Origin of the sequence: Burkholderia sp. D-99 (genome assembly GCF_011605345.1) — a bacterium.
Lineage (GTDB): Bacteria > Pseudomonadota > Gammaproteobacteria > Burkholderiales > Burkholderiaceae > Burkholderia.
Genome location: NZ_JAAOXM010000001.1, coordinates 1510713 through 1537377, shown reverse-complemented (window position 1 = coordinate 1537377; position 26665 = coordinate 1510713). Strand labels below are relative to the sequence as shown.

Annotated in this window: 21 protein-coding genes; 16 read left to right on the top strand and 5 right to left on the bottom strand. The window is 63.0% G+C overall.

Going from position 1 to position 26665, the window contains the following annotated elements:
- The first annotated feature begins 13 nt into the window (after positions 1 to 13).
- The 4 genes from HAV18_RS06675 (at position 14) to HAV18_RS06660 (ending at position 4799) form a co-directional block, all read left to right on the top strand.
- Entirely contained in the window at positions 14 to 1183 is a 1170-nt protein-coding gene (locus tag HAV18_RS06675) for an acyl-CoA dehydrogenase family protein (protein ID WP_166954193.1), read from the top strand.
- Between the two features lie 126 nt (positions 1184 to 1309).
- A complete protein-coding gene (locus HAV18_RS06670; protein WP_166953936.1) occupies positions 1310 to 2500 on the top strand; it encodes an acyl-CoA dehydrogenase family protein in 1191 nt (396 codons plus the stop codon).
- Positions 2501 to 2517: 17 nt separating this feature from the next.
- Positions 2518 to 3612 (top strand): acyl-CoA dehydrogenase family protein, encoded by a 1095-nt coding sequence (locus HAV18_RS06665; protein ID WP_166953934.1) that lies wholly within the window; start codon positions 2518 to 2520, stop codon positions 3610 to 3612.
- Between the two features lie 116 nt (positions 3613 to 3728).
- Positions 3729 to 4799, top strand: coding sequence for an MBL fold metallo-hydrolase (locus tag HAV18_RS06660; RefSeq protein ID WP_166953932.1), 1071 nt, complete (start codon positions 3729 to 3731; stop codon positions 4797 to 4799).
- A 29-nt stretch (positions 4800 to 4828) separates the two neighbouring features.
- On the opposite strand, the gene HAV18_RS06655 is transcribed toward HAV18_RS06660, so the two are convergent.
- The 3 genes from HAV18_RS06655 to HAV18_RS06645 form a co-directional block, all read right to left on the bottom strand.
- A complete protein-coding gene (locus tag HAV18_RS06655; protein ID WP_166953930.1) occupies positions 4829 to 5860 on the bottom strand; it encodes a phosphotransferase family protein in 1032 nt (343 codons plus the stop codon).
- Positions 5857 to 7092 (bottom strand): acyl-CoA dehydrogenase family protein, encoded by a 1236-nt coding sequence (locus HAV18_RS06650; RefSeq protein WP_166953928.1) that lies wholly within the window; start codon positions 7090 to 7092, stop codon positions 5857 to 5859. Before HAV18_RS06650 ends, HAV18_RS06655 begins: the two co-directional genes overlap by 4 nt.
- A gap of 73 nt (positions 7093 to 7165) precedes the next feature.
- Positions 7166 to 8545 (bottom strand): MFS transporter, encoded by a 1380-nt coding sequence (locus tag HAV18_RS06645; RefSeq protein ID WP_407062403.1) that lies wholly within the window; start codon positions 8543 to 8545, stop codon positions 7166 to 7168.
- Between the two features lie 243 nt (positions 8546 to 8788).
- Between HAV18_RS06645 and HAV18_RS06640 the strand changes: the two genes are divergently transcribed.
- Genes HAV18_RS06640 through HAV18_RS06625 form a run of 4 tightly spaced genes read left to right on the top strand, consistent with a single transcriptional unit; the run spans position 8789 to position 13805 of the window.
- Complete coding sequence (locus HAV18_RS06640; RefSeq protein WP_166954191.1) at positions 8789 to 9889, top strand: CaiB/BaiF CoA-transferase family protein; 1101 nt, start codon at positions 8789 to 8791, stop codon at positions 9887 to 9889.
- A 49-nt stretch (positions 9890 to 9938) separates the two neighbouring features.
- On the top strand, positions 9939 to 11093 hold the full coding sequence (locus HAV18_RS06635) for an acyl-CoA dehydrogenase family protein (RefSeq protein WP_166953924.1): 1155 nt from the start codon (positions 9939 to 9941) through the stop codon (positions 11091 to 11093).
- A gap of 55 nt (positions 11094 to 11148) precedes the next feature.
- Positions 11149 to 12342, top strand: coding sequence for an NAD(P)-dependent alcohol dehydrogenase (locus tag HAV18_RS06630; protein ID WP_243771551.1), 1194 nt, complete (start codon positions 11149 to 11151; stop codon positions 12340 to 12342).
- Positions 12343 to 12380: 38 nt separating this feature from the next.
- Complete coding sequence (locus tag HAV18_RS06625; protein ID WP_243771550.1) at positions 12381 to 13805, top strand: aldehyde dehydrogenase family protein; 1425 nt, start codon at positions 12381 to 12383, stop codon at positions 13803 to 13805.
- A gap of 112 nt (positions 13806 to 13917) precedes the next feature.
- On the opposite strand, the gene HAV18_RS06620 is transcribed toward HAV18_RS06625, so the two are convergent.
- A complete protein-coding gene (locus HAV18_RS06620; RefSeq protein ID WP_166953922.1) occupies positions 13918 to 14634 on the bottom strand; it encodes a TetR/AcrR family transcriptional regulator in 717 nt (238 codons plus the stop codon).
- A gap of 285 nt (positions 14635 to 14919) precedes the next feature.
- Here HAV18_RS06620 and HAV18_RS06615 point away from each other — a divergent pair, with 285 nt between their 5' ends.
- From HAV18_RS06615 to HAV18_RS06600, 4 genes are all read left to right on the top strand, one after another.
- The gene (locus HAV18_RS06615; protein WP_166953920.1) at positions 14920 to 16212 is read left to right on the top strand and encodes a cytochrome P450; all 1293 of its coding nucleotides are present in this window, start codon (positions 14920 to 14922) and stop codon (positions 16210 to 16212) included.
- A gap of 32 nt (positions 16213 to 16244) precedes the next feature.
- A complete protein-coding gene (locus HAV18_RS06610; protein ID WP_166953918.1) occupies positions 16245 to 17210 on the top strand; it encodes a PDR/VanB family oxidoreductase in 966 nt (321 codons plus the stop codon).
- A gap of 64 nt (positions 17211 to 17274) precedes the next feature.
- Positions 17275 to 17850, top strand: coding sequence for a MaoC family dehydratase N-terminal domain-containing protein (locus HAV18_RS06605; protein WP_208101722.1), 576 nt, complete (start codon positions 17275 to 17277; stop codon positions 17848 to 17850).
- Positions 17847 to 18293, top strand: coding sequence for an acyl dehydratase (locus HAV18_RS06600; RefSeq protein WP_166953916.1), 447 nt, complete (start codon positions 17847 to 17849; stop codon positions 18291 to 18293). Before HAV18_RS06605 ends, HAV18_RS06600 begins: the two co-directional genes overlap by 4 nt.
- Positions 18294 to 18408: 115 nt before the next feature.
- On the opposite strand, the gene HAV18_RS39805 is transcribed toward HAV18_RS06600, so the two are convergent.
- On the bottom strand, positions 18409 to 20919 hold the full coding sequence (locus HAV18_RS39805) for an enoyl-CoA hydratase-related protein (protein ID WP_243771549.1): 2511 nt from the start codon (positions 20917 to 20919) through the stop codon (positions 18409 to 18411).
- 50 nt (positions 20920 to 20969) lie between these two features.
- Between HAV18_RS39805 and HAV18_RS06590 the strand changes: the two genes are divergently transcribed.
- The 4 genes from HAV18_RS06590 to HAV18_RS06575 all read left to right on the top strand — a co-directional run bounded on the left by HAV18_RS06590 (position 20970) and on the right by HAV18_RS06575 (position 26601).
- Entirely contained in the window at positions 20970 to 22148 is a 1179-nt protein-coding gene (locus HAV18_RS06590; protein ID WP_166953914.1) for an acetyl-CoA C-acetyltransferase, read from the top strand.
- Between the two features lie 146 nt (positions 22149 to 22294).
- Complete coding sequence (locus HAV18_RS06585; RefSeq protein WP_243771548.1) at positions 22295 to 23458, top strand: CaiB/BaiF CoA-transferase family protein; 1164 nt, start codon at positions 22295 to 22297, stop codon at positions 23456 to 23458.
- Positions 23459 to 23675: 217 nt separating this feature from the next.
- A complete protein-coding gene (locus HAV18_RS06580; RefSeq protein WP_166953912.1) occupies positions 23676 to 24875 on the top strand; it encodes an OmpP1/FadL family transporter in 1200 nt (399 codons plus the stop codon).
- Positions 24876 to 24987: 112 nt separating this feature from the next.
- Positions 24988 to 26601, top strand: a complete 1614-nt coding sequence (locus tag HAV18_RS06575) for a GMC family oxidoreductase (RefSeq protein ID WP_166953911.1) — start codon at positions 24988 to 24990, stop codon at positions 26599 to 26601.
- Positions 26602 to 26665: the final 64 nt, after the last annotated feature.

Sequence of the window (26665 nt, the reverse complement as noted above, 5' to 3'; positions counted from 1 at the left end):
ACGTTTGAACACCATGTCCCAGTCCTCGACACGCCGCCTTATCTTCGATCCCGAACACGAGCAGTTCCGGGATGCAGTCTCCCGATTCATTCAGAAGGAAGTTGCGCCGCATGTGCATGAGTGGCGTGCGCGGGGCTGTTGCGATCGGGCAATCTTCGAGAAGGCCGGCGCGAACGGCCTGTTGCTGATGTGGGCCGACGAAGCGTACGGCGGCGCCGGGATGGCTGATTTCCGCTACGAGCAGATTCTGTACGAGGAAATGATCCGCCATGGCGACATCGGCGTGTACCTGACGCTCCATTCGCGCTTGGTGGCACCTTACATCGGACGCCTCGGGAACGACGAACAGAAGCATCGGTGGCTGGCGGGCGCTGCCCGCGGTACGACGATTCTTGCCGTTGCGATGACCGAGCCGCAGGCAGGCTCCGACCTGGCCGGGATCCGTACTCGCGCCGAGCGCCGGGACGGCGGGTGGCTCATCAACGGCACGAAAACATACATATCGAACGGGCTGAATGCCGATGCGGTGCTCGTCGTGGCGCGGACGAACCCGGACGAGCGCCGCGCGTTCGGAATCTTCGTCGTCGAACGCGGAATGAAGGGCTTCGAGTGCGGCGAACGGTTGAGCAAGCTCGGGCTCGATGCGCAGGATACGACCGAGCTATTTTTCGAGGACGTCTGGGTGCCCAGCTCGAACGTGCTGGGCGACCCCGCGTGCGGTTTCGCTTACCTGACCGAAGGTCTGGCAGAGGAACGCCTGCTGAGCGCGTGCCAGTCGATCGCGCACGCGCAGGTAGCGTTCGACCTGACGCTGCCGTTCGTGAAAGAGCGGCGTGCGTTCGGGCGCCCGCTCGGGGCCCTGCAAAACACGCGGTTCGTGCTGGCCCGCCGGCGCGCGGAACTCGATGCGATGCAGACGTGGATCGATGCGCTCGTCATCGAGCACAACGCCGGACGCCTGACGGCGGCGACAGCGGCGTCGGCCAAGCTCCTCACATCGGAACTGGAAAACCGTGTGATCGACGATTGCCTTCAGTTGCATGGCGGCGCCGGTTACATGGAGGAATACCGGATCAGCCGGATGTATCGCGACGCACGCGTGTCGCGAATCTTCGCCGGCACGTCGGAAGTCATGCTCGAGATCATCGGGCGCTCGCTTGGATTGTCGGACAAGCTGGAATAGCAGCGTAGGGGTGCCCGCTTTCGGTCGACAGGCAGGACAGGGAGCCAGGCGTTCGGTCCGACAGTCGTCCGTCGACCGGCGCGGCACGGTTCAACATTGCATCGGAACATTACGACAGGCCTTTACATGGACCTCAAGCTTCACCCCAGACATGAGTCGCTGCGCGGCGAAGTCCGTGCATTTCTCGCGCGCCACCGTCACGAGGCGGCCACGCTGCAGCATGGCCGCCGCCCCGGGCCAGCGCAGATCGCGTGGCAGAAGCTGCTGCTCGAACACGGCTATGCCGGCCGCACGGTCCCGCGGGAGTATGGCGGCTACGGTGCGGAACCGGACGTCATGGAGCAGCACCTGATCACCGAGGAGTTCGCGCGTGCCGGCGTGCCGCTCGGGCTCGGCAGCCAGGGCATCTCGATGCTGGTGCCGACGCTGCTCGAGCTCGGTACCGATGCGCAGAAGCGCGAACTGATCGCGCCGACCCTTCGCGGCGAACTGGTGTGGTGTCAGGGCTATTCGGAGCCCAATGCGGGATCCGATCTCGCTTCGCTGCAGACGCGCGGCGTCGAGGACGGAGACGATTTCATCGTCAACGGCCAGAAGATCTGGACGTCGACTGCGCACGAGGCCGACATGATCTTCTGCCTGGTTCGCACCGAACGCGAGGCGCCGAAGCATGCGGGCATCAGTTACCTGCTGTTCTCGATGAAGACTGCCGGTATCACGATCCGTCCGTTGAAGACGATGACGGGACGTGCCGAATTCAACGAAGTCTTCTTTACCGACGTGCGCGTGCCGCAGCAGCAGATCGTCGGGAAACGCGGGGACGGCTGGGCCGTTGCCAACGCAACGCTTTGCCATGAGCGCGCGTACCTTGCCAATCCGGCCGCGCTGCTCGGTCGTTACAGCGAGCTGGCGAACCTGATGCGCAGCGAGACGGTCGACGGCGACCCGGTGATGAACGATCCGCTCCTGGGCGACCGGCTGATGCGGCTCCAGGGCCGCGTGCTGGCGCAGCATTGTCACGGCATGCGTCTGCTCACGCACGCGAGCCGCAAGGAGGACCCGGGTCTGCCGGGGCTCGTCACGAAGCTGTATGGATGCGAGACCCGCTATCAGATCGACGTGCTCGCGCTCGACGCGCTCGGTGAAATCGGCATGCTGACCGAGGCAGACCCGCGCGTGCGCGCCGGCGGGGAATGGCAGCATCGCGAAGGATTCGACCTTGGACTGATCATTGGCGGCGGCACTGCACAGATTCAGAAGAACATCATTGCGGAGCGCGGCCTCGAGATGCCGCGCGAGCCGAAGCTGGCGATCTGAGCGACAGGAGACGAATCATGGAATTTGCGCTTTCTCAAGACCAGGTCATGCTGGCCGACAGCCTGCGACGTGCACTGGTCGGCGAATGCACGCTGTCGCGCGTCCGCGCCACCGTCGACGGTGCATGCCCGATGAATCGGGAAGTCTGGCGCACGTTGTGCGAGCTGGGCATTCCGGCGCTGCTCGTGCCGGAAACCTTTGGCGGGCTCGAACTGTCCGTGCTCGATGCCGCGCTCGTGTCCGAGGAGCTGGGGCGCGCCGCCGCGCCAGTGCCGTTCCTCGGCAGTGTGGTCCTCGCAACATTGGCGCTGCGTGAGGCCGGTAGCGCAAGTCAGCAAGCGGAATGGTTGCCGCGGATGGCGACGGGCGAATGCATCGTCGGTGTCGGATTCGGCGAGGCATGGAGCGGCGTGCGCGACGCCGCCGGGCTGCGCTGCGTGAATGGCAGATTGAGCGGCACCGCGCTGTTCGTCGTGGACGGCATGCAGGCCGATGCGTGGCTCGTTGCTGATACATCGGGTGCGCTGTACCTGGTGGACGCGAGGACGAACGGCGTGCAGCGCAGGCCGTTGAGCGCGATTGACGGCACGCGGCCGACCGTCGAACTCGCGCTGGATCGAGTCGAGGCGCAGACGCTGCCGCGCGCGGACGCCCGTGTGCACGCGAGGTTACGGGATGCGGCATGGATCATGCTGGCTGCCGACGCGCTCGGCGCCGGATGGCGCATGATCGACGATGCGGTGGCTTACACGAAGGAGCGCAGCCAGTTTGGCCGGCTGATCGGAACGTTTCAGGCGGTCAAGCATATGTGTGCCGAGATGGCGACCGAACTGGAACCGACGCGTGCGCTGGTCTGGTATGCCGCTCATGCGTTCGACGTGATGCCGGACGATGCGCCGCTGTATGCGGCGCACGCGAAGGCACTCGTGGGGGATGCCGCACAGTTCGTCGCGCGCACGGCCATCGAGGTCCACGGCGGGATCGGTATCACCGACGAACTCGGGCTGCACTACTGGTACAAGCGGATCGCGTTCGATCGAACGCTGTACGGCACGCCGGGCCGCGTGCGGCGTCACGCAGCGTCGTTGCAGGGGCTCGTACAAGCCGCATAGCGCGGGTGGATCGGCGCGGCCGGCGCCGCGCGTCGTACCGGATCCGACAGTGTACTGCCGGGCGGCGCATACTGGCCCGTAATGCACATTCATTGAAATCTCCTGGAGGGAGCACGATGGCCCAGGAAAAGCCGATTGAAGCGCCGCCGAAAGCAGCGCTCGACTATCCGTTCGACGCTCCGCCTGCTGCTGCGCAGCCGGTGGAGGTCGCCCCCGGCATCCACTGGTTTCGCATGCCGTTGCCTTATGCGCTCGATCACATCAACCTGTGGGCGCTCGACGACGGCGACGGCTGGGCGATCGTCGATACGGGCGCCTGCACCGAAGATGCGATCGTTGCGTGGCGGGCACTGTTTGCAAAGAGCGACGGACGGCCGATGACGCGCGTGTTCGTCACGCACCTGCATCCCGATCACATCGGTCTGGCCGGCTGGCTCACGCGCAAGTTCGGTATCCGTCTGTGGATGACCCGCCTCGAATACCTGTCGTGCCGGATGCTGGTGTCTGATACCGGGCGCGAAGCGCCGGCCGATGCGATCGCCTTCCTGCGCCGCGCGGGCTGGAGCGATTTATCGGTCGAAACGTACCGGGCCCGCTTCGGGGCGTTCGGCAAGCATGTCCATGCGTTGCCCGACAGCTATCGGCGATTGCGCGATGGCGATACATTGACGATCGGTGCTCACGAGTGGCGCGTGATCGTGGGCAGTGGGCATTCACCCGAACATGCGTGCTTGTACTGCCCCGCGCTGCGTATCCTGATCTCCGGCGATCAGGTGTTGCCGCGCATTTCGTCGAACGTGTCCGTGACACCGACCGAGCCGGACGCGAATCCGATGGCCGAGTGGCTCGAATCGCTCGAGAAGATCCGGCGCGAGGTACCCGACGACGTGTTGGTGTTGCCGGCGCATGGCGAGTGCTTCAGAGGGCTGCACGCGCGTATCGCCGCATTGGCGGACAGCCAGCAGCGCGCCTTCGCACGATTGCTGGCGCTGCTCGGTGAACCGCAGCGCGTCGTCGACACATTCCCCGCGCTGTTCTCGCGCCCGATCAGCGAGGCGCAGTCGTCCCTGCTGCACATGGCGACGGGCGAGGCCATCGCGTGCCTGAATTACCTGATCGCGCAACGGAAGGCGACGTGTGTGACGGACGAGCACGGCGTCGCTTGGTATCGGGCCATGCGCTCGTAACGCAAACGCTCCCGGTGCGCCGGGGTGCGTCAGCGTCGTGCCGCGTCATACTGCTGCGCGCACGCCCATCCGAGTTCGGCGAGCGGGAGCGCCTTGGCGGCGGTCTCGACGGCGTCGGCTGCAGCAGCATTGCCTTGCGCCGCGCGTTCGCCGATCCCATGCAGGATCGCGGCCATGCGGAACAGGTTGTAGGCCAGATAGAACTCCCAGTGTTCGCGTGCATGTCGGCCGGTCGCGGCTTCGTATCGGTCGATATAGGCCGCTTCCGCCGGAATGCCGAGCGTGTCGAGCGGCTGCCCGGCGATCCCGCGCCAGACGGTCGGCGTGATGCGCCAGCTCATGCAGTGATACGCGAAATCCGCAAGCGGGTGACCGAGCGTCGACAGTTCCCAGTCGAGTACCGCCAGCACGCGCGGTTCGGTCGGATGGAACACCAGATTGTCCAGACGGAAGTCGCCGTGGACAAGCGTGGTTTCATCGTCGCCCGGGATACGGTCGGGCAGCCACGCGATCAGCCTGCTCATCGGCTCGCTGACCGGAATGGTCGATGCGCGGCACTGCTTCGACCATCGGGCAATCTGGCGGGAGAAGTAGTTGCCGCTCTTGCCGAAGCTGTCGAGCCCGACTTTGGCAATATCGACAGCATGCAATGCCGCGATGACCCTGTTCGTCTCGCCGTATATCTCCGCACGCTCGGAAGCCTGCATGCCGGGCAGCGACTGATCGACCATCACGCGCCCTTCCACGAAATCCATCAGGTAGAACGGCGTGCCGACGATCGACGCGTCGTCGCAAAAGGCGATCATGTCGGGCACCGGTACCGCGCTGTCTCGCAGCGCCTGCATCACGCGATATTCACGGTTGATTGCATGGGCCGACGGCAGCAAAGGCCCAGCCGGCTGCTTGCGCAGCACGAGGCGGTCGTGCCCAGTCTGCACGACGAAGGTCGGATTCGATTGGCCACCGGACAGCGGCGCGACGGCGATATCGCCTGAACCGGCGATGCCGGCGTCGCGAAGCCACGCATCGAGTGAGGGTGAGGCAGGGGCGAACGTGTTCATCGTGCGCCTCCCGCTGCGTTCTGCGTGGCGGCTTCTGCGTCGGGTCGCGCGACGCGGCCTGCCGTGCCGGCCAGGATCTTGCGAGCGATGCTCCAGCGATGGACTTCGCTCGGGCCGTCGTAGATGCGGAACGCGCGCATGTCCATGAAGATGCGCATCACCGCGGTTTCGCCGGTGACACCCTGGCCGCCGAGGATCTGTACGCAGCGATCGACGGTGCGCCACTGCGCTTCGGAACAGATCACCTTGGCGCGGCTCGATTCGACATTGCAGCGATGACCCTGATCCAGCAGCCAGGCGGTATGCCAGATGTGCAGACGGGCGGTCTGCAGATCCATGTCGTTGTCGGCGAGCATGAACCCGACGCCTTCGTGCTCGCCCAGCGGCTTGCCGAACGCGTGACGCCCACGCGCGTATTCGGTCGCGATGTCGTGCGCGCGGCGTGCCTGGCCGAGCCAGCGCATGCAATGCGTGAGCCGCGCCGGTGCAAGGCGAACCTGTGCGTAGCGGAAGCCCTTGCCGACTTCGCCGAGCACGTCGGCTGCAGGAATCCTGACCCGGTCGAACGACAGCACGCCGTGCCCGCCGGTAAAGCAGCGATCCATCGCGTCCATGCTGCGCTCGAGGCGGATGCCTTCGCGATCCATGTCGGTCAGGAACATCGTGGCCGAACCGTCGTCCATCCGTGCCATCACGATCGCGTAGTTCGCACCGCTTGCGCCGGTAATGAACCATTTTCGGCCGGATACCAGGTAGTCGTCGCCGTAGCGTACCGCGTGCGTTTGCAGCATCGACGGATCGGCGCCGGCGCCTGGTGCCGGTTCGGTCATCGCAAAGCACGAGCGCGTCAGGCCATCGACCTGCGGGCGCAGCCAGCGCGCCTTTTGTTCGGGCGACGCGACGGCTTCCATCAGATGAATGTTGCCTTCGTCGGGCGCGTGGATGTTCAGCGCGGTCGGGCCGAGCCAGGAGTAGCCGGCTTCTTCGAAGACGACCGCCTTCGAGACGTGACTGAGACCGAGTCCACCCATCTCGACCGACGCGTGCGGCGTCAGCAGGCCGGCGTCGCGAGCGCGCCTGATCAGTTCACCGCGCAGGGCCTCGCTCGGACCGTGGGCGCCGGTGGCGACGTCCGATGCCGCATCCGCCTCGAGCGGAATGACCTGCTCGGCGATGAATTGGCGCGTGCGATCGCGCAGGGAGATTAGTTCCGGAGATAAATCGAAGTTCATGGCTGTCAGAGGGAGATGAAGGAGGGACGATCCGGCGCACTTGCATGGCATACGTCGCGGCCGGAACGATGGGTCAATCGACCGCCTTGCCGGCAGCGCCGTACACGGGCGTGTCGTGCGCCGACTGCGTGTTCGTCGAGCGGGCCGGCGCGAAATCGGCCACCCGGTCGTCGACGAACCACATCGCGACCGCCTGCAGCAAGCCGAATCCGGCGACCACATGGAGGACATACTGAACGGGCAGGTGAAGCGATAGCAGCAGACCGATCGCGATCGGCGACGCGATGCCGCCGAGCCGTCCGATACCGAGCGTCATGCCGATACCGGTCGAACGAATGTCGGCCGGATAGAACTGCGAGACATAGGCGTTGGCGACACCCTGCACGCCCGACGCGGTCATGCCGACGATGAAGATGACAATCGATAGCGGCCCGGCGCCGCGCGTTTGCGCGGCAAGCGCAATCGCGGCTGCGCCCACGATCAGCATGACCATCATGACTCGCTTCAGGCCGAATCGATCGGCTAGCCAGCCGCCGGCGAAGGAGCCGGCGATCGAGCCGATATTCATCAACAGCAGGAAGGTCAATGCGGCGTCCAGGCTGAAGCCGGCGAGCGACATCAGCTTCGGCAGCCAGGAATTGAGGCCGTACAGCATGAACAGGCCTGAGAAGTACCCGAGCCAGAGCATGAGCGTGCTGAAGCCGCGATTGTCGCGGAACAGCAGTGCAACGGGCGCTTTTGCGTGACGGACGGGCAGCGGTACGCAAATCTCGTCGGTATCGGAAACGATGCGCATGGGGGCGATGCGGCGCATGAGCGCGCGCAGGGCCGTCGTGTCCCGATGCTTCTGCAGGATTGCCGGCGATTCCGGCATCAGCCTGAAGATGACCGGAAGCAGCAGGAGCGATGCGCCGGCGACGAAGAATACCGACTGCCAGCCGAATCCGTGCATGAGGTGCTTGCCGAGCCACGCGGCCAGTACGCCGCCGAGCGGGTAGCCGGCAAGCATGATCGTCGTCAGCCGGGCGCGCAGGTGCCGGGGCGCATAGTCCGCCACGATGGCCGTCACGCACGGGATCACGCCGCCAAGGCCGATGCCGGCGATCAGACGCAGCGCAGCAAACGACACGGGGTCGCGTGCGAGGCCGCTCGCGGCGGTCAGGATGCTGAACAGGGCCACGCATGCCGAGATCGTGCGAACCCGACCGATGCGGTCGGCCAGCGCACCCATGACGATCGCCCCGAACATCATGCCGACGAGTGCGCAACTGGCGACCATCCCGGCCACGTGGGCGTCCACCTTCATTTCAGAAATGATCGTCGGCAGCGCGACACCCATGACGACGAGGTCGTACCCGTCGATCGTCACGATCAGAAAGCACAGCGCGAGTAGCGTGGTCTGAAACAGGCCGAATCCCGCGTCGTCGATTACCTCTGAAAGATCGATTTGCACCGTATGTCTCCAATGTTATTGGGTGGTCTGGCGATGGGCCGGAGCAGCCGGTTCCGATCGTCCGCGGGCGCCACGATTACGCTTGATTCTGCGGGCAGCCTGTTCGATACACATCGTCGCATCCGACGAACTGCGTGCCGACAGGCTCGCCGATTCGTCGTTTCGGACGATTTGAACGGCGTCACGGTTGCCGCATCATCGGTTCCGGTGATGACGGAATACGTCTGCGAACGGGGAAGGAATATGGCGGGCGCCCTGACGGGATTGAGAGTGCTGGAGTTTGCAGGGCTGGGGCCGGCGCCGTTCTGCTCAATGATGCTGGCGGATCATGGTGCCGATGTACTCCGGATCGTGCGGCCGGGCCGCGACGGCGAGACGGCCGACGACACGCTGACGCGCGGTCGCCGCACGCTCGAGCTGGATCTGCGCCAGCCCGTCGCGGCGACCACCGTGCTCGATCTCGTGTCCCGGGCGGATGTGCTGATCGAGGGGTTTCGCCCCGGCGTGATGGAACGACTCGGCCTGGGGCCGCAGCCGTGCCTCGAGCGCTGTCCGTCGCTGATCTACGGCCGCATGACAGGCTGGGGGCAGAGCGGGCCGCTCGTGCAGGCGGCCGGCCACGACATCAACTATCTCGCGCTGAGCGGCGCGCTGCATGCGATCGGTCGACCGGGAGGCGCACCCGTACCGCCGCTGAATCTGGTCGCCGATTTCGGTGGCGGCGCAATGCTGCTCGCGTTCGGCCTGCTGGCTGCGCTGTTCGAGGCTCGCCGCTCGGGGCGCGGGCAGATCGTCGATGCGGCGATGACCGACGGCGTGAGCCTGCTGTCGACGATGATCTACGAAATGAAGGGCGCCGGGCAGTGGAGCCACCCGCGCGGCGAAAACCTGCTGGATGGCGGCGCACCGTTCTACGACACGTATGCATGCGCCGACGGCAAGTACATCGCGGTCGGTCCGATCGAGGCGAAGTTCTACCGGACCTTGATGGAACGATGCGGGATCGAGGATCCGCTGTTCGACGTCCAGATGGACCGCGCGCGCTGGCCGTTGATGAAGGTGAAGCTGGCCGACCTGTTCCGGATGTGCACGCGCGACGAATGGTGCGCGATGCTCGACGGTGTCGACGCGTGTGTGACGCCGGTCCTGGACTGGGACGAAGCTCCGGAGCATCCGCATCATCGAGCGCGGGGCACTTTCATCGAGGTGGACGGCATCACCCAGCCGGCGCCGGCACCGCGCTTCTCGAGAACACCCGCCAGGCCGCCGCAATCAAAAACATTCGTCACACTGGATGATGCGCTCGCCCATTGGCGTGTGATGCAGCCCGCCGATGCGGCCTGACCAGCCGTGTCAATGACGTCAAACAACGGTTCACAGGAGACAGGGCAGCATGCAATACACCGAACAGCATCGCCAGATCAGCGACATGCTGACCCGATTCATCAAGAACGAGATCAATCCGTACGTGCAAGAGTGGGAGCGCGCCGAATCCTTTCCGATACACGAGGTTTTCAGAAAACTGGGGGCCCTCGGGTTGCTGGGTGTCACCTACGAGGAGGAATACGGCGGGCTGGGGCTCGACTTTACTTACTCGTTGGCGATGGCCGAGGCACTCGGGGAATGCGACTGCGGTGGCGTACCGCTGGCGATAGGTGTGCAGACCAATATGTGCACCCCGGCGCTCGCACAATTCGGCAGCGACGAGCTCAAGCGGCAGTATCTGGCCCCTGCAATTGCCGGTGAAATGGTGGGCTGCATCGGTGTCAGCGAGCCAGGCGCAGGCTCCGATGTGGCTTCGTTGAAGACGCGCGCCGACATCTCCGGTGGCGACTACGTGATAAACGGCAGCAAGATGTGGATCACTAACGGCATGCAGGCCAATTGGTGCTGCCTGCTGGCGAACACGTCGGACGGGCCTGCGCATCGCAACAAGAGTCTGATCGTCGTGCCGATGGATGCCGCCGGCATCACGCGCCAGAAGATCGACAAGATCGGTATGCACGCTTCCGACACGGCGCAGCTGTTTTTCGACAACGTGCGCGTACCGCGGCGAAACGTGATCGGTGAAGACGGAAAGGGCTTCACCTATCAGATGCTGCAGTTCCAGGAAGAGCGGATGTGGGGCGCGTCCCGGGCGCTCCGTACACTCGACCGCGTGATCGACGCGACCATCGAGTACACGCGTGAACGCAACGTGTTCGGCAAATCGCTGTTGGACAATCAGATCGTGCATTTTCGCCTAGCGGAGCTGCGCGCCGAGGTCGAGGCGCTGCGTTCGATCACTTACCGGGCGGTGGATCAGTATGCCGCAGGCGAGGACGTCACGAGGCTCGCGTCGATGGCCAAGCTCAAGGCCGGCCGGCTGATGCGGGAGGTCACGGACAGTTGTTTGCAGTACTGGGGCGGTATGGGTTTTACGCGCGAAAACCTGGTGTCGCAGTTCTATCGCGACGGCCGGCTGACGTCGATCGGCGGTGGCGCCGACGAGATCATGCTCACCATCATCTGCAAGTACGAGGGTACCTTGCCCGGCAAGGTGCGTTGAGGATGTCGAAATCGAACCGAACGGAGTTCGACCTGTCCGCACGCACTGACGCACGATGCACCGTCGCTTCGACGGTATCGGAAAAAGGCCGAAAAATGAGATCCGCTCTCTACTCGCCGCCAATCGAGGTGTTATCACGATGAAGATCCTTGCAGCCGTTACGCACTCGCCTAATGCGCCGTTTGTGCTCGAATCGATCGAGCTGGATGAGCCGCGTGTCGACGAAGTGCTCGTTCGTATCGTCGGAGCGGGCGTGTGCCATACCGACCTGGTTGCGCAGGAAGGCTATTTCCCGATGACGATGCCGGCCGTGTTCGGCCACGAAGGCGCGGGCATCGTCGAGCGGGTGGGGATGCACGTCACCAAGGTAAAGCCGGGCGATCGCGTCGCGTTGACCTTCTTGTCCTGCGGCCGCTGCTCCTGTTGCACGGCGGGCGCATCGCCTTACTGCAAGGCATTCACGTCACTCAACTATTTCGGCGTGCGCGATGATGGCTCGAAAACGCTGCGCGCCGCACGCGACGCCGTTTCCGGTGGTTTCTTCGGCCAGTCGTCGTTCGCATCGCACGCGATTGCGAAGGAACGCAATATCGTCAAGGTGCCGGATGGCGTGCCGCTCGAGCTGGCAGGCGTGCTCGGTTGCGGCGTGCAGACGGGTGCCGGCGCGGTGATGCGCGCGATGGCCTGCCGCGCGGGCTCGTCGCTGATGGTGATCGGCGGCGGTGCGGTGGGGCTCAGCGCGGTGATGGGCGGGGTGATCCAGGGATGTACGACGATTATCGTGGTTGAGCCGCATCAAGGCCGGCGCGAGCTTGCGCTCGAACTGGGCGCCACCCACGTGCTTGACCCGGCGGCGACCGGCGATCTGGCTGATGCGGCGCGCGCAATCTGCGCGGACGGCATCGACTACGTGCTCGATACAAGCGGGCGCCACGCGGTGATTTCAGCCGTTCCGCGCATCCTGGCGTCGCGCGGGACGTTCGGTTTTGTCGGGGTCCCGCCAGCCAGCGAGCGCGAACTCCCGCTGCCCGGCACGCTCCTTCAGTTGATGCGTGGCGGGTTCACCTATCGCGGCATCATCGAAGGAGATAGCGAGCCCGACGTGTTCCTGCCACAACTGATGGCGCTGCATCTGGAAGGCCGGTTTCCGTTCGAGAAGATGATTCGCACGTATCCGCTTCCGCGTATCAACGAAGCGATCGACGATCAGCATCGCGGCTTGTGCACGAAGATCGTCCTGCTGCCCTGATGCGGCCCACCAACCGGATTATTCCAACGGAGGAGTTCATGATGGATCAGTCGCATCCGTTTCACATGCTGATCGACGGCGAACTGGTGAGCGGAGACGTGCTGCTGCCGGTGGTCGATCCGGCCGACGAACAGGTATTCGCACACGCGCCGGATTGCACGCGGGAACAGCTAGATCACGCCGTCGCGGCTGCGCGTCGTGCCTTTCCGGCATGGCGTGCTGTTCCGATCGAACAGCGCCGCGCATTGCTCGAACAGTTCGCGCCGCGGATCGAAGTCGCGCGCGACGAACTCGCGGCGCTGCTGACACGGGAGCAGGGCAAGCCGCTCGCGTTTGCGCAGTTCGAGTTCAATAGCCTGCTGCGGTTCATGCAGGGTCAGTGCAAGCTGACGTTCCCGCAGCAAGTCGTCAACGAGGACAACCCGCAGCGCCGCAGCATCACGCGGCGCGTGCCGCTGGGCGTAGTGGCCGCACTGGCACCGTGGAATTTCCCGGTTCTGCTGGCGTGGTGGAAAGTCATTCCGGCACTGCTGGTCGGCAATACCGTGGTACTGAAGCCGTCGCCGCTGACGCCGCTGACCGTGTTGCGCATTGCGGAGCTGCTGGCCGACATATTGCCGCCGGGGGTGATCAACGTGGTCAGTGGTGGTGACGATCTCGGGCCCTGGCTCAGCGCACACGATGGCGTCGATAAGGTGAGCTTTACCGGTTCGACCGAAACGGGGCGGCGTGTGATGGCAGGCGCGGCGCCGACGCTCAAGAGGCTCACGCTCGAACTCGGTGGCAACGATGCGGCGATCGTGCTGCCCGATGCAGATGTCGATGCGCTGATCCCGTCGCTGTTCTGGGCAGCTTTCACCAACAGCGGGCAGGTTTGTGTCGCGGCTAAGCGACTGTACGTGCATCGTGACTGTTACGACGCGGTGCGCGACGGTCTGATTGCGTATGCGAAGGACGTGGTGGTTGGTCCAGGAACGGATCGGCGCAGCCAGCTTGGCCCGATCCAGAATGCGCGTCAGTATCGCCGTGTGCTCGATCTGATCGACGAGACGCGTCGAGCCGGTCTGAATATCTGTTTTCAGGGGAAGGTGCCGGACGGACCTGGGTATTTCGTTCCCGTTACGCTGGTCGACAATCCGCCGGAGGACGCGCGCGTGGTGTCGGAGGAAGCATTCGGCCCGGTATTGCCGATCTTGCGCTACGACTCGATCGACGAGGTGGTCGAGCGCGTCAACGCGGGTCCGTATGGTCTCGCCGGTTCGATTTGGGGGCGCGACGAAGTGCTCGCCGCGCAAGTCGCCGAACGCATCGGAAGCGGAACGGTATGGATCAACGAAAGCATGTATCTCTCTCCAGATGCGCCGTTCGCCGGCCATGGCCAGTCTGGCCTGGGCATCGAGCATGGCGTCGAAGGGATGTTGGCCTGCACCGAACCGCAGACCATCACAGTCAGGCGCAATTGATCTGATTGGCGCTGTTGTGCCAGTGCCGTACGGCGACATCGTACGGTAGACGGATGTGGCGACGGTTGATTCGCGATCGCCGCCACATCACCGCCGTCGCGGCGGTGTACCGTTAGTCGATGCGCAAGTAGCGCTGCATCATCAGCCGCAACTGGCTTTCCAGCGTTCCGCCCTCGAAACGCATCGGACCGGGATCCGTTAGCACGGCCATCGCGAGCGTGCTGGAGATCATCTGGATCGCGGATCTGATTTCCTGGGTCGACACCTTGGTCGAGCGGCCAGTCAGAAGTGGCGCGAGGACTGGTATGACGAGATCCTTGATGTGGCAATCGAGCAGGCGCATTGGATGTGAGTCCGGGGCGCCGGTTGCGATATAGCGCAGGACGGCTCTGAAGACACCGCGGTTGCGTCGGCACATATTGGTGTAGTGATGGACGATGCCGCCGATGATTGCGCGCGCGTCACCGCTGCGCCAAACGGCGTCTTCCTCGATGGTTTTGTCGGCGTCGGCCCGGAGCTCGATGAACGTTGCGTCCACGACTGCCGCAACGAACGCATCTTTGTCCTTGAAGCGGCAATAGAACGCACCGGTCGAGGTGCCGGCTGCGCGAATGACGTCGGCAATGACGACATCGTCGAAGTCACCGTGCTGTTCGATCAATTCGCGCCCGGCTCGAAGCATGTTGGCTAGCGTTGCTTCACTGCGCGATTGACGCGGAGGACGCAATGCCGGCAAAACATCGGCGTGCTGTTCGGCTGGTGCCGGAGTGCGAGCGGAGAGCTGGCGTCGGCTCTTCGATTTGTCCGGAAACTTCTCGGATTCGGGCATGGGCGCTGGGCTGTCAATTGTTGCGAACCAGGTTCGCATTATGCAGTACCCCGCGGGTCGCTGACACCATCCGTATCGTGCTGTCCAGGCCGTCCGCAATGCTAAGGGAAAGCACGCATTGAACGACAGGGAAATGACGCTAAAAATTCAGAAACAGAATCCTGATTCCGAATGTAATGTGCATCGTGATCCCTCCGCACGACCGCGCACACCAGGACAAGACAGCATGCGGACAGTCGACATAGCAATTTCCTGCCTTGAACAATGAACTATCGAGCAACGATCATGAACACGACGAATTTTGAATTGCCTGGCGAAATGGCTAACCAGTTGGTCGATCCGAAGGCCTACACCGATCTCGATCAATTGCATGCGACGTATACCTGGGCACGTGCGAACAATCCGGTCGCGCGCGCAGTCGCCGACGGGCACGATCCGTTCTGGGTTGTCACGAAGCATGCTGACATCTCTGCGATCTCGCGGGATAACGTGCTGTTCCATAACGGTGACTACTCCGTGGTGTGCCGACCGAAGGCATCGATCCAGCACGTGATTGACATGACGGGGAGCCCCAACGTTGTGAAATCACTGGTGCATGTCGACGGAGAAGAGCACAAGAATCTGCGCGTGCTCACGCAGTCGTGGTTCATGCCGAACAGCATTCTCAAGCTGGACGACCGGATCCGCACGCTGGCACGCGCCACGGTGGAAAAGATCCGACAGGAGAACGGGCAGACGATCGATTTCGCGAATGACATTGCGCTGCACTATCCGCTTCACGTCATCATGGACATTCTCGGCGTGCCGCAGGAAGATGCCCCGCGCATGCTCTCCTTGACGCAGGAGATGTTCGGTAGCGAAGACTCCGAATTCAAGCGTGAGAAGCGGCGTGAAGGAAATTCTGATAGTGCGATGGGCAAGGCGTTGATGTCAGTCGTTGCCGATTTCAAGGCGTACTTCGAGCGCCTGACGGCATTGCGCAAGAACGATCCCCGTAATGACGTCGCGAGCCTGCTCGCGAATGCCGTGGTGGACGGCAAGCCGATCGACGAGGTGAGCCGCCTCGGCTACTACGTGATCATCGCGACGGCGGGCCACGATACGACGTCGTCGTCGACGTCAGTCGCGATGTGGGCGCTGGGCCACTTCCCCGGCCTGCTGGAACGACTTCAGGCCAATCCAGCGCTGATCCCGCAGTTCATTGACGAAGCCGTGCGTTACGCGTCGCCGGTGCGCCACTTCATGCGCACCGCAACCGCCGACACGGAAATCCGCGGAAGGACGATCCGCAAGGGCGATTGGCTGATGCTGTGCTACGGGTCGGCGAATCGTGACGAGGAGATTTTTCCTGAACCGTTCGAGTTCAACATCGATCGCAAGCCGAACCGACACCTTGCATTCGGGTTTGGTGCCCACGTCTGCCTGGGGCAGCATCTCGCGAAGATGGAGATGCGTATCCTGTTCGAGGAGCTTATCCCGACGCTGAGCAAGGTTGAGCTGGTCGATGACATGGATTTCATTGCTTCAACTTTCGTGAGTGGTCCAAAGCATCTTCCCGTTCGATGCACGATGAAGTGAGCAGAATCGTTACTCCCGGTCAGAGAAACATCATGAATGAAAATGACACGATCGTCGTAAAGATCGCACGCCGTACGCTGGAAACTCCTGAAATCGTCTGTATCGAATTTCGCGCGCCAGACGGAGCGCTGTTGCCCGCATTCGGCGCCGGTGCACACATCGACGTACATGTGGCGCCCGGCGTCATAAGGCAGTATTCACTGTGCAATCCGCCGTCGGAGCGCGATCGCTATGTGATCGGTGTACTGCGCGATTCGGCGTCGCGCGGCGGATCGATGGCGATTCACGACGGCTTTTCGGAGGGGGCGCTGGTGGAGATCAGTCCGCCGCGCAATCATTTTCCGTTGAGTCCCGGCGTGCGCGTGCGTCTTATGGCGGGCGGCATCGGTGTGACGCCGTTACTGTGCATGGCCGAGGCACTGCAAGCGGAAGGGCGCGATTTCGTCATGCATTACTGTACGCGCAGTGTCAATGGCACCGCGTTTCTGAACCGCATCCGGCAGGCGCCGTTCGCATCGCGCGTTGCGTTCCATTTCGATGACGGCGAACCGTCGCAAAAGCTCGACATCGATGCCGAATTAGGCCACGTTGGCGACAACGAAGAGATCTACGTGTGCGGCCCGTCCGGTTTCATCGACTGGGTCTGTGCGGCGGCCGAACGTGCCGGCATACCGAAGCATCGAGTTCGGTTCGAGTATTTCAATGCGAAACTGGTCGACACGTCGCATGACGGTGCATTCGACGTCCGGATCGCGAGTACGGGGAAAACCTTCCGCATTCCCGCTGATCGCTCCATCACGGCGGTGCTGGCGGATGAGGGCATCGACATCTATACGTCATGTGGTGAGGGCACGTGCGGTACGTGCCTTACTCGCGTCCTCGAAGGAGAGGTCGAGCACCGAGACGTGTTCCTGACCGACGACGAACATGCCATGGGCGACATGTGCACGCCATGTTGTTCACGCGCAAAGTCGTCGGTGCTCGTACTGGATCTGTAAGTATCGCAGGCATATCGAATCCGGCGCGATGGACGCGCCGGCTCGATCCACGGGAGAATGAACTGTGCCCTTCGCCTCAGACGCATGGAAGGTCGACTGGCAGCCCATGATGGCTGCGGTCGGTCGCGACTTCGACGACCGCCCGCCAGTGTTCGTTGCCGATCGTATCGAACTCAGCTCGGTGCGTCGCTGGCTGGAGCCGCTGGAGTTCGACTGCGCGTTGCACTACGACCGTGACGTTGCTCGCCGTCATGGCCATGACGAGGTCGTCGTACCGGTCGCCGCGTTGCCGACATTCGCGCTCGAACCGATGTGGCGACCGGGAGACGTGCTGTTCGACAGTGACGCGCGCGATGCGCAGCCGTCGCGCAGCGCGGTGTCCGGTATCCGGTGCGGACTGGAGCCTCCGACGATCGGCTTCTTCGCGACCGATATTGAGATCGATTATTTGCTTCCGGTGACGGTCGGCGATCGTCTGATGAAGCACGGCGCACTGCTCGTCGCCTGCGAACCGAAGGAAACCCGGGTCGGGCGCGGTGCATTCGTCACGTGGCAGTCGCAACTCGTCAACGAGCAGCTTGACGTCGTGGCCCGCACGCGCACGACGTTCTTCCGCTACAACCCGAGCACCACATCATGACGCACGAGCAGCGATACTGGGAAGACGTGATCGAAGGCGAAGCGCTGGACAGTATCGCATTCCCGCTCACGGTGTACCGGCTGGTCATGGCCGCCGGCTCGAACCGCGATTTCAACTCGATCCATCACAACAGCGAAGTCGCCAGGGCAACGGGTGCGCCCGAGATGTACGCGAACAACTATCTACTGCAGGGGATGTGGGAGCGTACGGTTCGGCAATACATCGGCGACGCGGGTACGATCCGGCGTCTGAGTGGCTTCCGGATGCGTCTGTTCAATACGGTGGGCGATACGGTCGTCGTCAAGGGGCGCGTCGCACGCAAGTGGCTCGAGGGTGCCGGTTTCGTCGAACTCGAGATGTGGTCGGAGAATTCGAAGGGCACGTCCGTTGGTCCGGGACGGATCGTCGCCGTGCTACCGACGCGATCGGCACAACTCGCATAAACCCCGTACAAGCGGGTTGGCACGATGCACTCGGGGAGTCCCGGACCCGGACGGTGACGGTTCCGCGCGAGGCGAGGCGGCCAAACCGGGCCGCCTTTCGACCGATACGTACGAATCACAGGTTCTTCCACACCGGCTTGCGCTTTTCCTTGAACGCCTTCGGCCCCTCTAGGTAGTCCTCGCTCGTATACAGCTCGTCGAGGTGGCGGCTCGGCGTCGTACGGTCGCCTGCATCGACATCGTTGACGATCTTCATCGACACACGCACCGATGTCGGCGACACGGACAGAATCTCTTCCGCGATGCCCAGCGCGCCAGCCAGCGCTTCGCCAGTCGGCGTCACCCGATTGACGAGGCCGAGTTCGGCCGCTCGCCGCGCGTGAATCGCACGACCGGTCAGGATGTGTTCGAGTGCGATCTTGCGCGGAATTTCGCGTGGCAGGCGAACGAGGCCACCGCAGGCGGCCACGACGCCGACCTTGACTTCGCTCAGCGCGAACGACGCGCGTTCGTCGGCCACGACGATGTCGCACGCGAGCGCCATTTCCGTGCCGCCCCCCATCGCGTGGCCATTGACCGCGGCAATCACCGGCTTGGTTCTGACGCGTGCGGTAAGGCCGCCGAAGCCGCTTTGCGGAATCCACATCGGATTACCGCTGGCCGTGTACTTGAGGTCGTTGCCGGCCGAGAACGCGTCGCTGCCGGCGCCGGTCAGGATCGCGACCCAGAGATCAGGATCGGCTTCGAACGCATCCCAGATCCCGGCCAATTCCTCATTGGCCGGCGGGTGCAGCGCGTTGCGTACATCCGGGCGGTCGATCGTGACGATCAAAAGGTGGCCTCGACGTTCGACCTTTGCGAAATCGTACGATTCGCGCAGCGCTGCAGCCCGTCGTGGAAGCAGTTCGTCGAGGCGTGCCTCGCTGAACGCGAACCGATTGCCGCGATCGGTCGCGCACACACAGACCGTGCGTCCGACGGAATCGCCATTGAGCATTTCGTCGACGGTGCGCGTGTCGCCGGCCTCCGTTTTCGCGAGAAAGCGGGCCCCGTCCGCGTTGCGGCACATGGCGACCGCGTAATCGGGAATTCCCTTCGCATACACAACAGTGAACGTCTCGACCGTCGCGCGGCCCTGTGGCGTCGTGGCTCGCGGCGGTGCGGGCCAGCTGTTGATTTCGGCCTGCAGGTGTGCGGAATCGTTTGGCGCGAACGGCACGGGGCTCGTTGAATAAATGCCGACCGCATACTTCGACAGGTAGCCGCCGTTCGCGCCGATCAGGCCGAAGGTGTCGCGGTGTTCGCGAAGACGTTTGACCATCGTCGCGATCGCGTGCATCGAATAGTTGTTCCCCGGGCCGCCGAAATAGGGCAGGCCGCCTGTCACGGTCAGGCCTCGCGGATCGTCTGCCGTCAGGCCGAGACCATCGATCGCGACGCTCGACACGGCGATCGGATAGCAACTGTAGAAATCGAAGAACGCAAGATCGTCGGTCGTGACGCCAGCCTGCTGCATTGCATCGCGGCAAGCGAGCACCGCGGCCGGATACTGGCCGAGATGTTGGCGCTCCATCACTTCGCGTTCAGTGACTGCTGCATGACCGACCAGAAACACCCATTTCCGCTCGTCGATGCCGAGCTCGCGTGCTACACCGACGGTTGTCAGCAGGAGCGCGGCGCCCTGATTGACCTGATCCCGGGCAACGAGCCGCTGCGGATACGGCGACGCTATCATGCGGTTGCGCTCGCCGACAGTCACGAGTTCTTCAGCAGTGAGCGGCGACACGGCGGATGACGCATACGGATTGGCGGCAGCCACGGCAGTAAAGGGTGCGAACAGCTTCCCCATCTCGATGCCGTATTCCGCAGTCGTCTGACCGAGCGCCGTGCGCCGCGCCGTTTCGCACAGCCCGTATGTCGGCGGCGTGCCGACCAGACCGTGGCTCGTGTTGTAGCGATAGACGAGGCCGTGCAGTCCCATGCCGCGGTTATCGACGCTGCCGTCCACGTCTTCCGACCAATCTGCCGTTCTGCCTTCCGACTTGAGCCACCGGGCGGTGGAGATATTCTCCGCGCCGGCAATCAGCACCATGCGGCATTCACCGTTGGCCAGACGCGCGCAGAACTCGTTGACGAGCTTTTGCGGCGAGTCGCCTCCCCCTTTTTCCCATACCGCGATGCGCGGCGCAATGCCGAGCCGGCCGGCAACGGAGCGCGGGAAATTGTTCGAACGACCGAACGGTTGTGCGCGTAGCGGATTCGAATCGTCAAACGTTCGGGTGGTGGCGATTGCATCGATATGGTCGCGCAGTCGGTCGAGCGACAGCGCATCGTCGATCGCGCGCGTTGCCGACTCGGCTGCGATCTCGGCGGCACTTAGTGCGCGATAGGACGGTGAGCCGATCCGCTCGGTGAACTGACCTACGCCGACGATGACAGGGGTGGACAGGGAAAGGGACATGGTGTGAGTGTTCCAACGATGGGTCGATGAGCAACGGCGAGACCGCCGTAATGGATTATTGCGGAGCCGATCGGAGACGGATTCGTCGAAACCGACGAATCCGGATGAGCATCGCCGCGCAGTGCGACGCAATCGAAAATTCGTCGGTTCCGACGAATCGCGCATCGGGGATCGCGACAACAATGACGTGGAAGTCGGAACCCCTTGGAGAACATATGTCCGAAGCATTTATCGTGGCCGCCGCGCGCACTGCGGGTGGCCGTCGCAATGGCCGCCTGTCCGGCTGGCATCCGGCCGATCTCGCGGCGACGGTGATCGACGCGCTCATCGAGCGCACCGGTGCGGATCCGGCGATCGTCGAAGACGTCATCATGGGTTGCGTCGGCCAGGTCGGCGAACAGGCGATGAATATTGCTCGCGGTGCCGTTCTCGCATCGGGTCTGCCCGAAGCCGTGCCAGGCACGACGGTTGACCGTCAGTGCGGTTCGTCGCAGCAGGCGGTGCATTTCGCCGCACAGGCCGTGATGTCCGGGGCGATGGACGTGGTAATTGCGGCTGGTGTGGAAAGCATGAGCCGCGTACCGATGTTTACGCCAGTGTCGCTGCCGCAGCAGCACGGGCTCGGACATTTCGTCAGCCCGGGCATGGCGCGGCGGTATCCGGGCGTCGAGTTCAGCCAGTTCACGGGTGCCGAGGCGATCGCGAAGAAGTTCGGACTGGCCAAGCCGGAGATCGACGCCTATGCGCTGCGCAGCCATCGTCACGCGATTGCGGCGACCGAGGCCGGCCTGTTCAACCAGGAGATCGTACCTGTTGCAGTGAAGGCAAAGGACGGCACGCCGAGCGGCGAGACGCATGTCATCGACGAAGGCATTCGCTTTGATGCGTCGCTGGATACCATCTCGTCGGTCAAGTTGTTGACCGAGGGCGGCGTGATCAGCGCAGCCAATGCGAGCCAGATCTGTGACGGAGCGAGTGGCGTGATGGTTGTCAACGCCCGCGGACTGAAGGCCCTGGGTGTCGAGCCGATTGCCCGGATCCATCAGATGACGGTCATCGGGCACGATCCGGTGATCATGCTCGAAGCACCGTTGCCGGCGACCCGCAAGGCCCTCGACAAGGCCGGCATGACGGTCAACGAAATCGACCTTTTCGAAGTCAACGAAGCATTCGCTCCGGTGCCGCTCGCCTGGCTGAAGGCGCTGGACGCCGACCCCGAGCGACTGAATGTCAATGGCGGCGCGATCGCGCTCGGACACCCACTCGGCGGGGCCGGTACACGATTGATGACTACGCTCATCCATGCGCTGGGCCAACGCGGCGAGCGCTACGGGCTGCAGACGATGTGCGAGGCCGGCGGACTGGCGAACGTCACGATCATCGAACGCCTCTGAACGACGCGCGGCACGGTCGCGCGGCCGCTCAATGCTTGCCGTTCCCGCATGCCGAGGGACGGGCCGACCAGGTCTGTCCCATCTCACTGAAAAACGGCGCGAAGTTTGACGCCCGCAGTCATCAATCAAGATTCGGAGACAGCCTGATGAAACCTTCACTACTGAGCGGCCTGCGTGTGGTCGACATGACGACGGTTATCTTCGGCCCGTATTGCACGCAGATCCTCGCCGATCTCGGCGCCGACGTGATCAAGATCGAACCAGACGCAATCGGCGACGCGTCGCGAAATATCGGAAAGTCGGCCAAGACGCCTTACATGGGACCGCTCCATATCCGCCTCAATCGCGGCAAGCGATCGGTGGTATGGGATCTGAAAAGCAGTGAAGGACGCGACGCGCTTGAACGCCTGCTTGCGACCAGCGACATCCTCATTCACAACATCCGTCCTGACGCCGTCGAGCGTGCGCGGCTCGGTTACGAGACCGTGCGTGCATTGCGTCCGGACATCATCTATGTCCATTGCACGGGGTTCGACACCAGAGGCCCATCCAGCGGGCTGCCTGCCTATGACGACATCATTCAGGCGTCGTCGGGGGCAGCATCGTTGCTGCCGCGGGTGGATGGCAACCCGGCGCCGCGATTTCTACCGATGGCATTTGCCGATAAGGTTTCCGGACTGCATGCGGCCTATGCGACGATGGCAGCCGTGATTCATCGTCTGCGAACGGGAGAGGGGCAACTCGTCGAGGTGCCGATGCTGGAGGCGATTGCCAGCTTCAACCTGCTCGAACACCTGTATGAGCGCACGTTCGATCCGCCGCTCGGACCGACGGGCTACGCGCGACAACTTGACCCGACGCGCCAGCCGATGCGAACGAAGGACGGCTATATCGTGATCGCGCCCTACCAGGATGGCCGATGGCTGCGCTTCCTTGAACTGGCGGGCTTGTCGCAGGTGACGCAGGAACCGGGACTGACCACGCTGATGGAGCGGCGTGCGAACGCGGATCGGCTGTATCGGTACATGGCACAGGTGTTGCCGGAAAAGACGACCGACGAATGGCTTGCGTTGCTGGCCGAAAACAACATTCCGGCCAGCCGTGTGAACACGATCGACGATCTTCTCGACGATCCACAGCTCAACGCGTCGGGGTTGTTCACGCAGCGCGAACATCCGACCGAAGGACGCTATACGGAGGTCGGTCAGCCTGTCCGCTTTTCGGCGGCTGAAAAGGCGGTGCCGCGACATGCGCCCACGCTCGGCGAACACACGCAGGAGCTCAATCGCGAACTGGGCCTGGGCGAATAGGCGAGGCGGCCGGCTCGAACCAACCGTACCCGGAGGCGACATTCCGGGACGGTGGGCGTTTCGTGCTTACCAGCACCGCATACGGAGTTGGCGGTGCCGGTGGTTGTACCGAGATATTCGAACGGCAGGAAGAATATCGATTGGAAGAGGGTTGACGGTAGTTTTCCGATATTTGCACTTAATAAATCAGTATAACTAAATTAATAGGTGGAGACAGATGAAGCGTTTCAGACACGTTGTAGCGCCGATTGCGATGTCGTGCATCCCTCTCGCAGTACCAATGTCGGCATGGGGCGCGCTCGGCGCTCGGCCGGATTCCTATTCGCCGCTGTTGATGGGGATGGGCGGCGCATCGATCGCCAATCCGGTGGATACGATATCGGGTGCCGAGAACCCTGCCAACCTGTCGAAGGTCGGTAATCGGTTCGATCTCGCGACACTGCTGCTGACAACGGATCAGAACAACACTTACCTGTCTCCAAACAACCAGTTGTCCGGGCTGAAGTTCTTCGCGATCCCTAGCGGCGGCGTCAATTTCCAATACGACAGCAAGACGACGTTCGGCGTGGTGGTCTCCGGCGAAGGCGCGGGAGGGTTGTATAACCAGTCGAGCGTACCGGTTCCCGGGTTGAGCCATTCGACGACGATTTTCGTCGCGAACTTCATCTCGCCGACCGTCACGCGCAAACTGACGGACAACCTGGCCGTGGGCCTGTCGCTCAACCTGGTGTCGGCCGCGTTCCTTGCACGGGGTGTCGCTGTGCCCAACGGGCAGCCGATCGCCCCCGATTTGTCCAGCGGATTCTCGCAACTGCCTGGTCATGGGATGCGCTTCGCCTACGGTGTCGGTTTCAGACTCGGGGTTCTGTGGGACGTGCTGCCGACTCTGTCCGTCGGTGCGAGCTATACATCCAAGACGGCACTCAGCCGATTCTCCGGCTACAACCGTGATGTACTCGCGTCGAATGATGGGCGCGGCGATCTGCCGGAAGAATACGGCGTCGGCGTGTCGTGGCGTCCGATTCCCGCGCTGATGTTGGCTGCCGACTACCTCCGCATCAACTGGGGTAACACGCGGATATTCGGTAATCCGGAGTCGTTCGGCTACAGGAACATCAACGCCGGCCGATTCGGCGCAGCCTACGACATCAACAATCGCTGGACGGTGCGCGCAGGCTACATGGTGTCCGGCCAGTGGTCCGATTCCGCTCACACGATGACCAACGTGCTCGGCCCCGTCACGCAGAACCGATCGATCACCGGCGGCTTCACTTATCACATCGACAAGAAGCAGGACATCAGTTTTTCGTTTGACTACGGGCTGCCTAACAAGGTCTACGGGACCGGGCCCTCCACGGGCACAAATCTCGATACATCCATCAACTTCTACGCGCTCCAGTACTCCAGGAAATTTTAAGTGCGCCGTGTTCTGACGTTGTACGGCAACCGAACCTGCAAGCAGCGGGTTCGATTGTCCCGCGCAATTCGGTACGCGTTTCTTGAGCATGGGATACCGCGAAGGGGCACGAATGAACAGTGAAGTATTCGACTATGTGATCGTGGGAGCGGGATCGGCGGGGTGCGTCCTGGCGGCGCGCCTGACCGAAGATCCGGCCACGACGGTCTGCCTGCTGGAAGCCGGCGGCCATGACACCAGCGCGTTGATTCGCGCACCAGCCGGGGTGCCGTTGCTGATGCGCAAGCCATCGCATCTCAATTACGGATACGAGACGGTGCCGCAGCCGGCGCTCAATGGGCGCAAAGGCTATCAGCCTCGCGGCCGGACGCTTGGCGGATCGAGTTCGATCAATGCAATGCTGTACGTGAGAGGTAATCGCTGGGACTACGATCACTGGGCATCTCTCGGCAATCCTGGATGGTGGTACGACGATGTGCTGCCGGCCTTCATTCGCGCGGAAAACAACGAACAGTTCCGCGACGCATGGCATGGAACTGGCGGTCCGCTTGATGTTACGTATCCGCGCTTCGAAAGTGGTGCGAGCGAGCTGTTCCTGAGTGCGGCGCAGCTGCACGGTATCGCGCTCAATTCCGATTACAACGGTGCGGAACAGGACGGGGCATTCCTCTATCAGGTGACCCAGCGTAACGGTGAGCGGTGCAGCGCGGCCAAGGCCTATCTGGTGCCCGCTCTGCAACGGCCGAACCTCAGAATCGTGACCGATGCGATCACGGCTCGCGTCATGGTCGAAGCGGGGAGTGCGGTTGGCGTGGAGTATTACCAGGACAACATACTGCGCGAAGTTCGTGCGAGGGGCGAGGTGGTCCTGTGTGCGGGCGCGTTCGGCTCGCCTCAGATCCTTCAACTGTCCGGTATCGGCCCCGGGGACGTGCTGCGGGATGTCGGTATTCCCGTCGTCAACGATCTGTCAGGTGTCGGGAAGAACTTGCAGGATCACATCGACTACATACAAAGCTGGCGTGTGCGAGGTGTGGACGATACCGTGGGTGTATCGGCGCGTTTCGCGATGAAGATGGTCGGGTCGATGTTCGAATGGAAGCGTGACAGAACGGGTTTGCTGACCACGAACTACGCGACCGCCGGTGCGTTCGTGCGTTCGAGGCCCGATCAGCCGGCTCCTGATTTGCAACTCATCTTCGTCATCGCGATGGTCGACGATCACGGACGGAAGATGCATCTCGGTCACGGCATATCATGTCACGTCGATGTGCTGCACCCGTACAGCCGAGGCACGGTCATGCTGGATTCGTCGGATCCGCGTGCTGCCCCCCGTATCGATCCGCAATTTCTGTCCGACGAGCGAGATCTGAACCTGCTCGTCACGGGGGCAAAACTCCAGCAACGAATCATCGAATCAAGACCGTTCGACACGATTCGCGGCGACATGCTTTATCCCACGCGGATCGACGACGAAGCCGGTATCCGCGCCGACATTCGTAATCGTGCCGACACGCAATACCATCCCGTCGGCACCTGTCGGATGGGGCCGGCGCTTGACAGGGCGTCTGTCGTCGATGCGCGGCTCCGTGTACATGGCACGAAACGGCTTCGCGTGGTCGACGCGTCAATCATGCCGACCATCGTGAGTGGCAACACCAACGCGCCGGCAATCATGATTGCAGAGCGCGCGGCCGATTGGCTGAGAGCTGACCGAGGACGGTAAACGTCATCCTGCTCTATAACGCCGCGCGGCCGATCGAATCACCGGCTTCTTCCGACCGGCTCGA

Bases quoted from the DNA above. Each gene is read 5' to 3' on its own strand.
- HAV18_RS06675 (WP_166954193.1), top strand. From the start codon at position 14: ATGTCCCAGTCCTCGACACGCCGCCTTATCTTCGATCCCGAACACGAG.
- HAV18_RS06670 (WP_166953936.1), top strand. From the start codon at position 1,310: ATGGACCTCAAGCTTCACCCCAGACATGAGTCGCTGCGCGGCGAAGTC.
- HAV18_RS06665 (WP_166953934.1), top strand. From the start codon at position 2,518: ATGGAATTTGCGCTTTCTCAAGACCAGGTCATGCTGGCCGACAGCCTG.
- HAV18_RS06660 (WP_166953932.1), top strand. From the start codon at position 3,729: ATGGCCCAGGAAAAGCCGATTGAAGCGCCGCCGAAAGCAGCGCTCGAC.
- HAV18_RS06655 (WP_166953930.1), bottom strand. From the start codon at position 5,860: ATGAACACGTTCGCCCCTGCCTCACCCTCACTCGATGCGTGGCTTCGC.
- HAV18_RS06650 (WP_166953928.1), bottom strand. From the start codon at position 7,092: ATGAACTTCGATTTATCTCCGGAACTAATCTCCCTGCGCGATCGCACG.
- HAV18_RS06640 (WP_166954191.1), top strand. From the start codon at position 8,789: ATGGCGGGCGCCCTGACGGGATTGAGAGTGCTGGAGTTTGCAGGGCTG.
- HAV18_RS06635 (WP_166953924.1), top strand. From the start codon at position 9,939: ATGCAATACACCGAACAGCATCGCCAGATCAGCGACATGCTGACCCGA.
- HAV18_RS06630 (WP_243771551.1), top strand. From the start codon at position 11,149: ATGCACCGTCGCTTCGACGGTATCGGAAAAAGGCCGAAAAATGAGATC.
- HAV18_RS06625 (WP_243771550.1), top strand. From the start codon at position 12,381: ATGATGGATCAGTCGCATCCGTTTCACATGCTGATCGACGGCGAACTG.
- HAV18_RS06620 (WP_166953922.1), bottom strand. From the start codon at position 14,634: ATGCCCGAATCCGAGAAGTTTCCGGACAAATCGAAGAGCCGACGCCAG.
- HAV18_RS06615 (WP_166953920.1), top strand. From the start codon at position 14,920: ATGAACACGACGAATTTTGAATTGCCTGGCGAAATGGCTAACCAGTTG.
- HAV18_RS06610 (WP_166953918.1), top strand. From the start codon at position 16,245: ATGAATGAAAATGACACGATCGTCGTAAAGATCGCACGCCGTACGCTG.
- HAV18_RS06600 (WP_166953916.1), top strand. From the start codon at position 17,847: ATGACGCACGAGCAGCGATACTGGGAAGACGTGATCGAAGGCGAAGCG.
- HAV18_RS39805 (WP_243771549.1), bottom strand. From the start codon at position 20,919: ATGCGCGATTCGTCGGAACCGACGAATTTTCGATTGCGTCGCACTGCG.
- HAV18_RS06590 (WP_166953914.1), top strand. From the start codon at position 20,970: ATGTCCGAAGCATTTATCGTGGCCGCCGCGCGCACTGCGGGTGGCCGT.
- HAV18_RS06585 (WP_243771548.1), top strand. From the start codon at position 22,295: ATGAAACCTTCACTACTGAGCGGCCTGCGTGTGGTCGACATGACGACG.
- HAV18_RS06580 (WP_166953912.1), top strand. From the start codon at position 23,676: ATGAAGCGTTTCAGACACGTTGTAGCGCCGATTGCGATGTCGTGCATC.
- HAV18_RS06575 (WP_166953911.1), top strand. From the start codon at position 24,988: ATGAACAGTGAAGTATTCGACTATGTGATCGTGGGAGCGGGATCGGCG.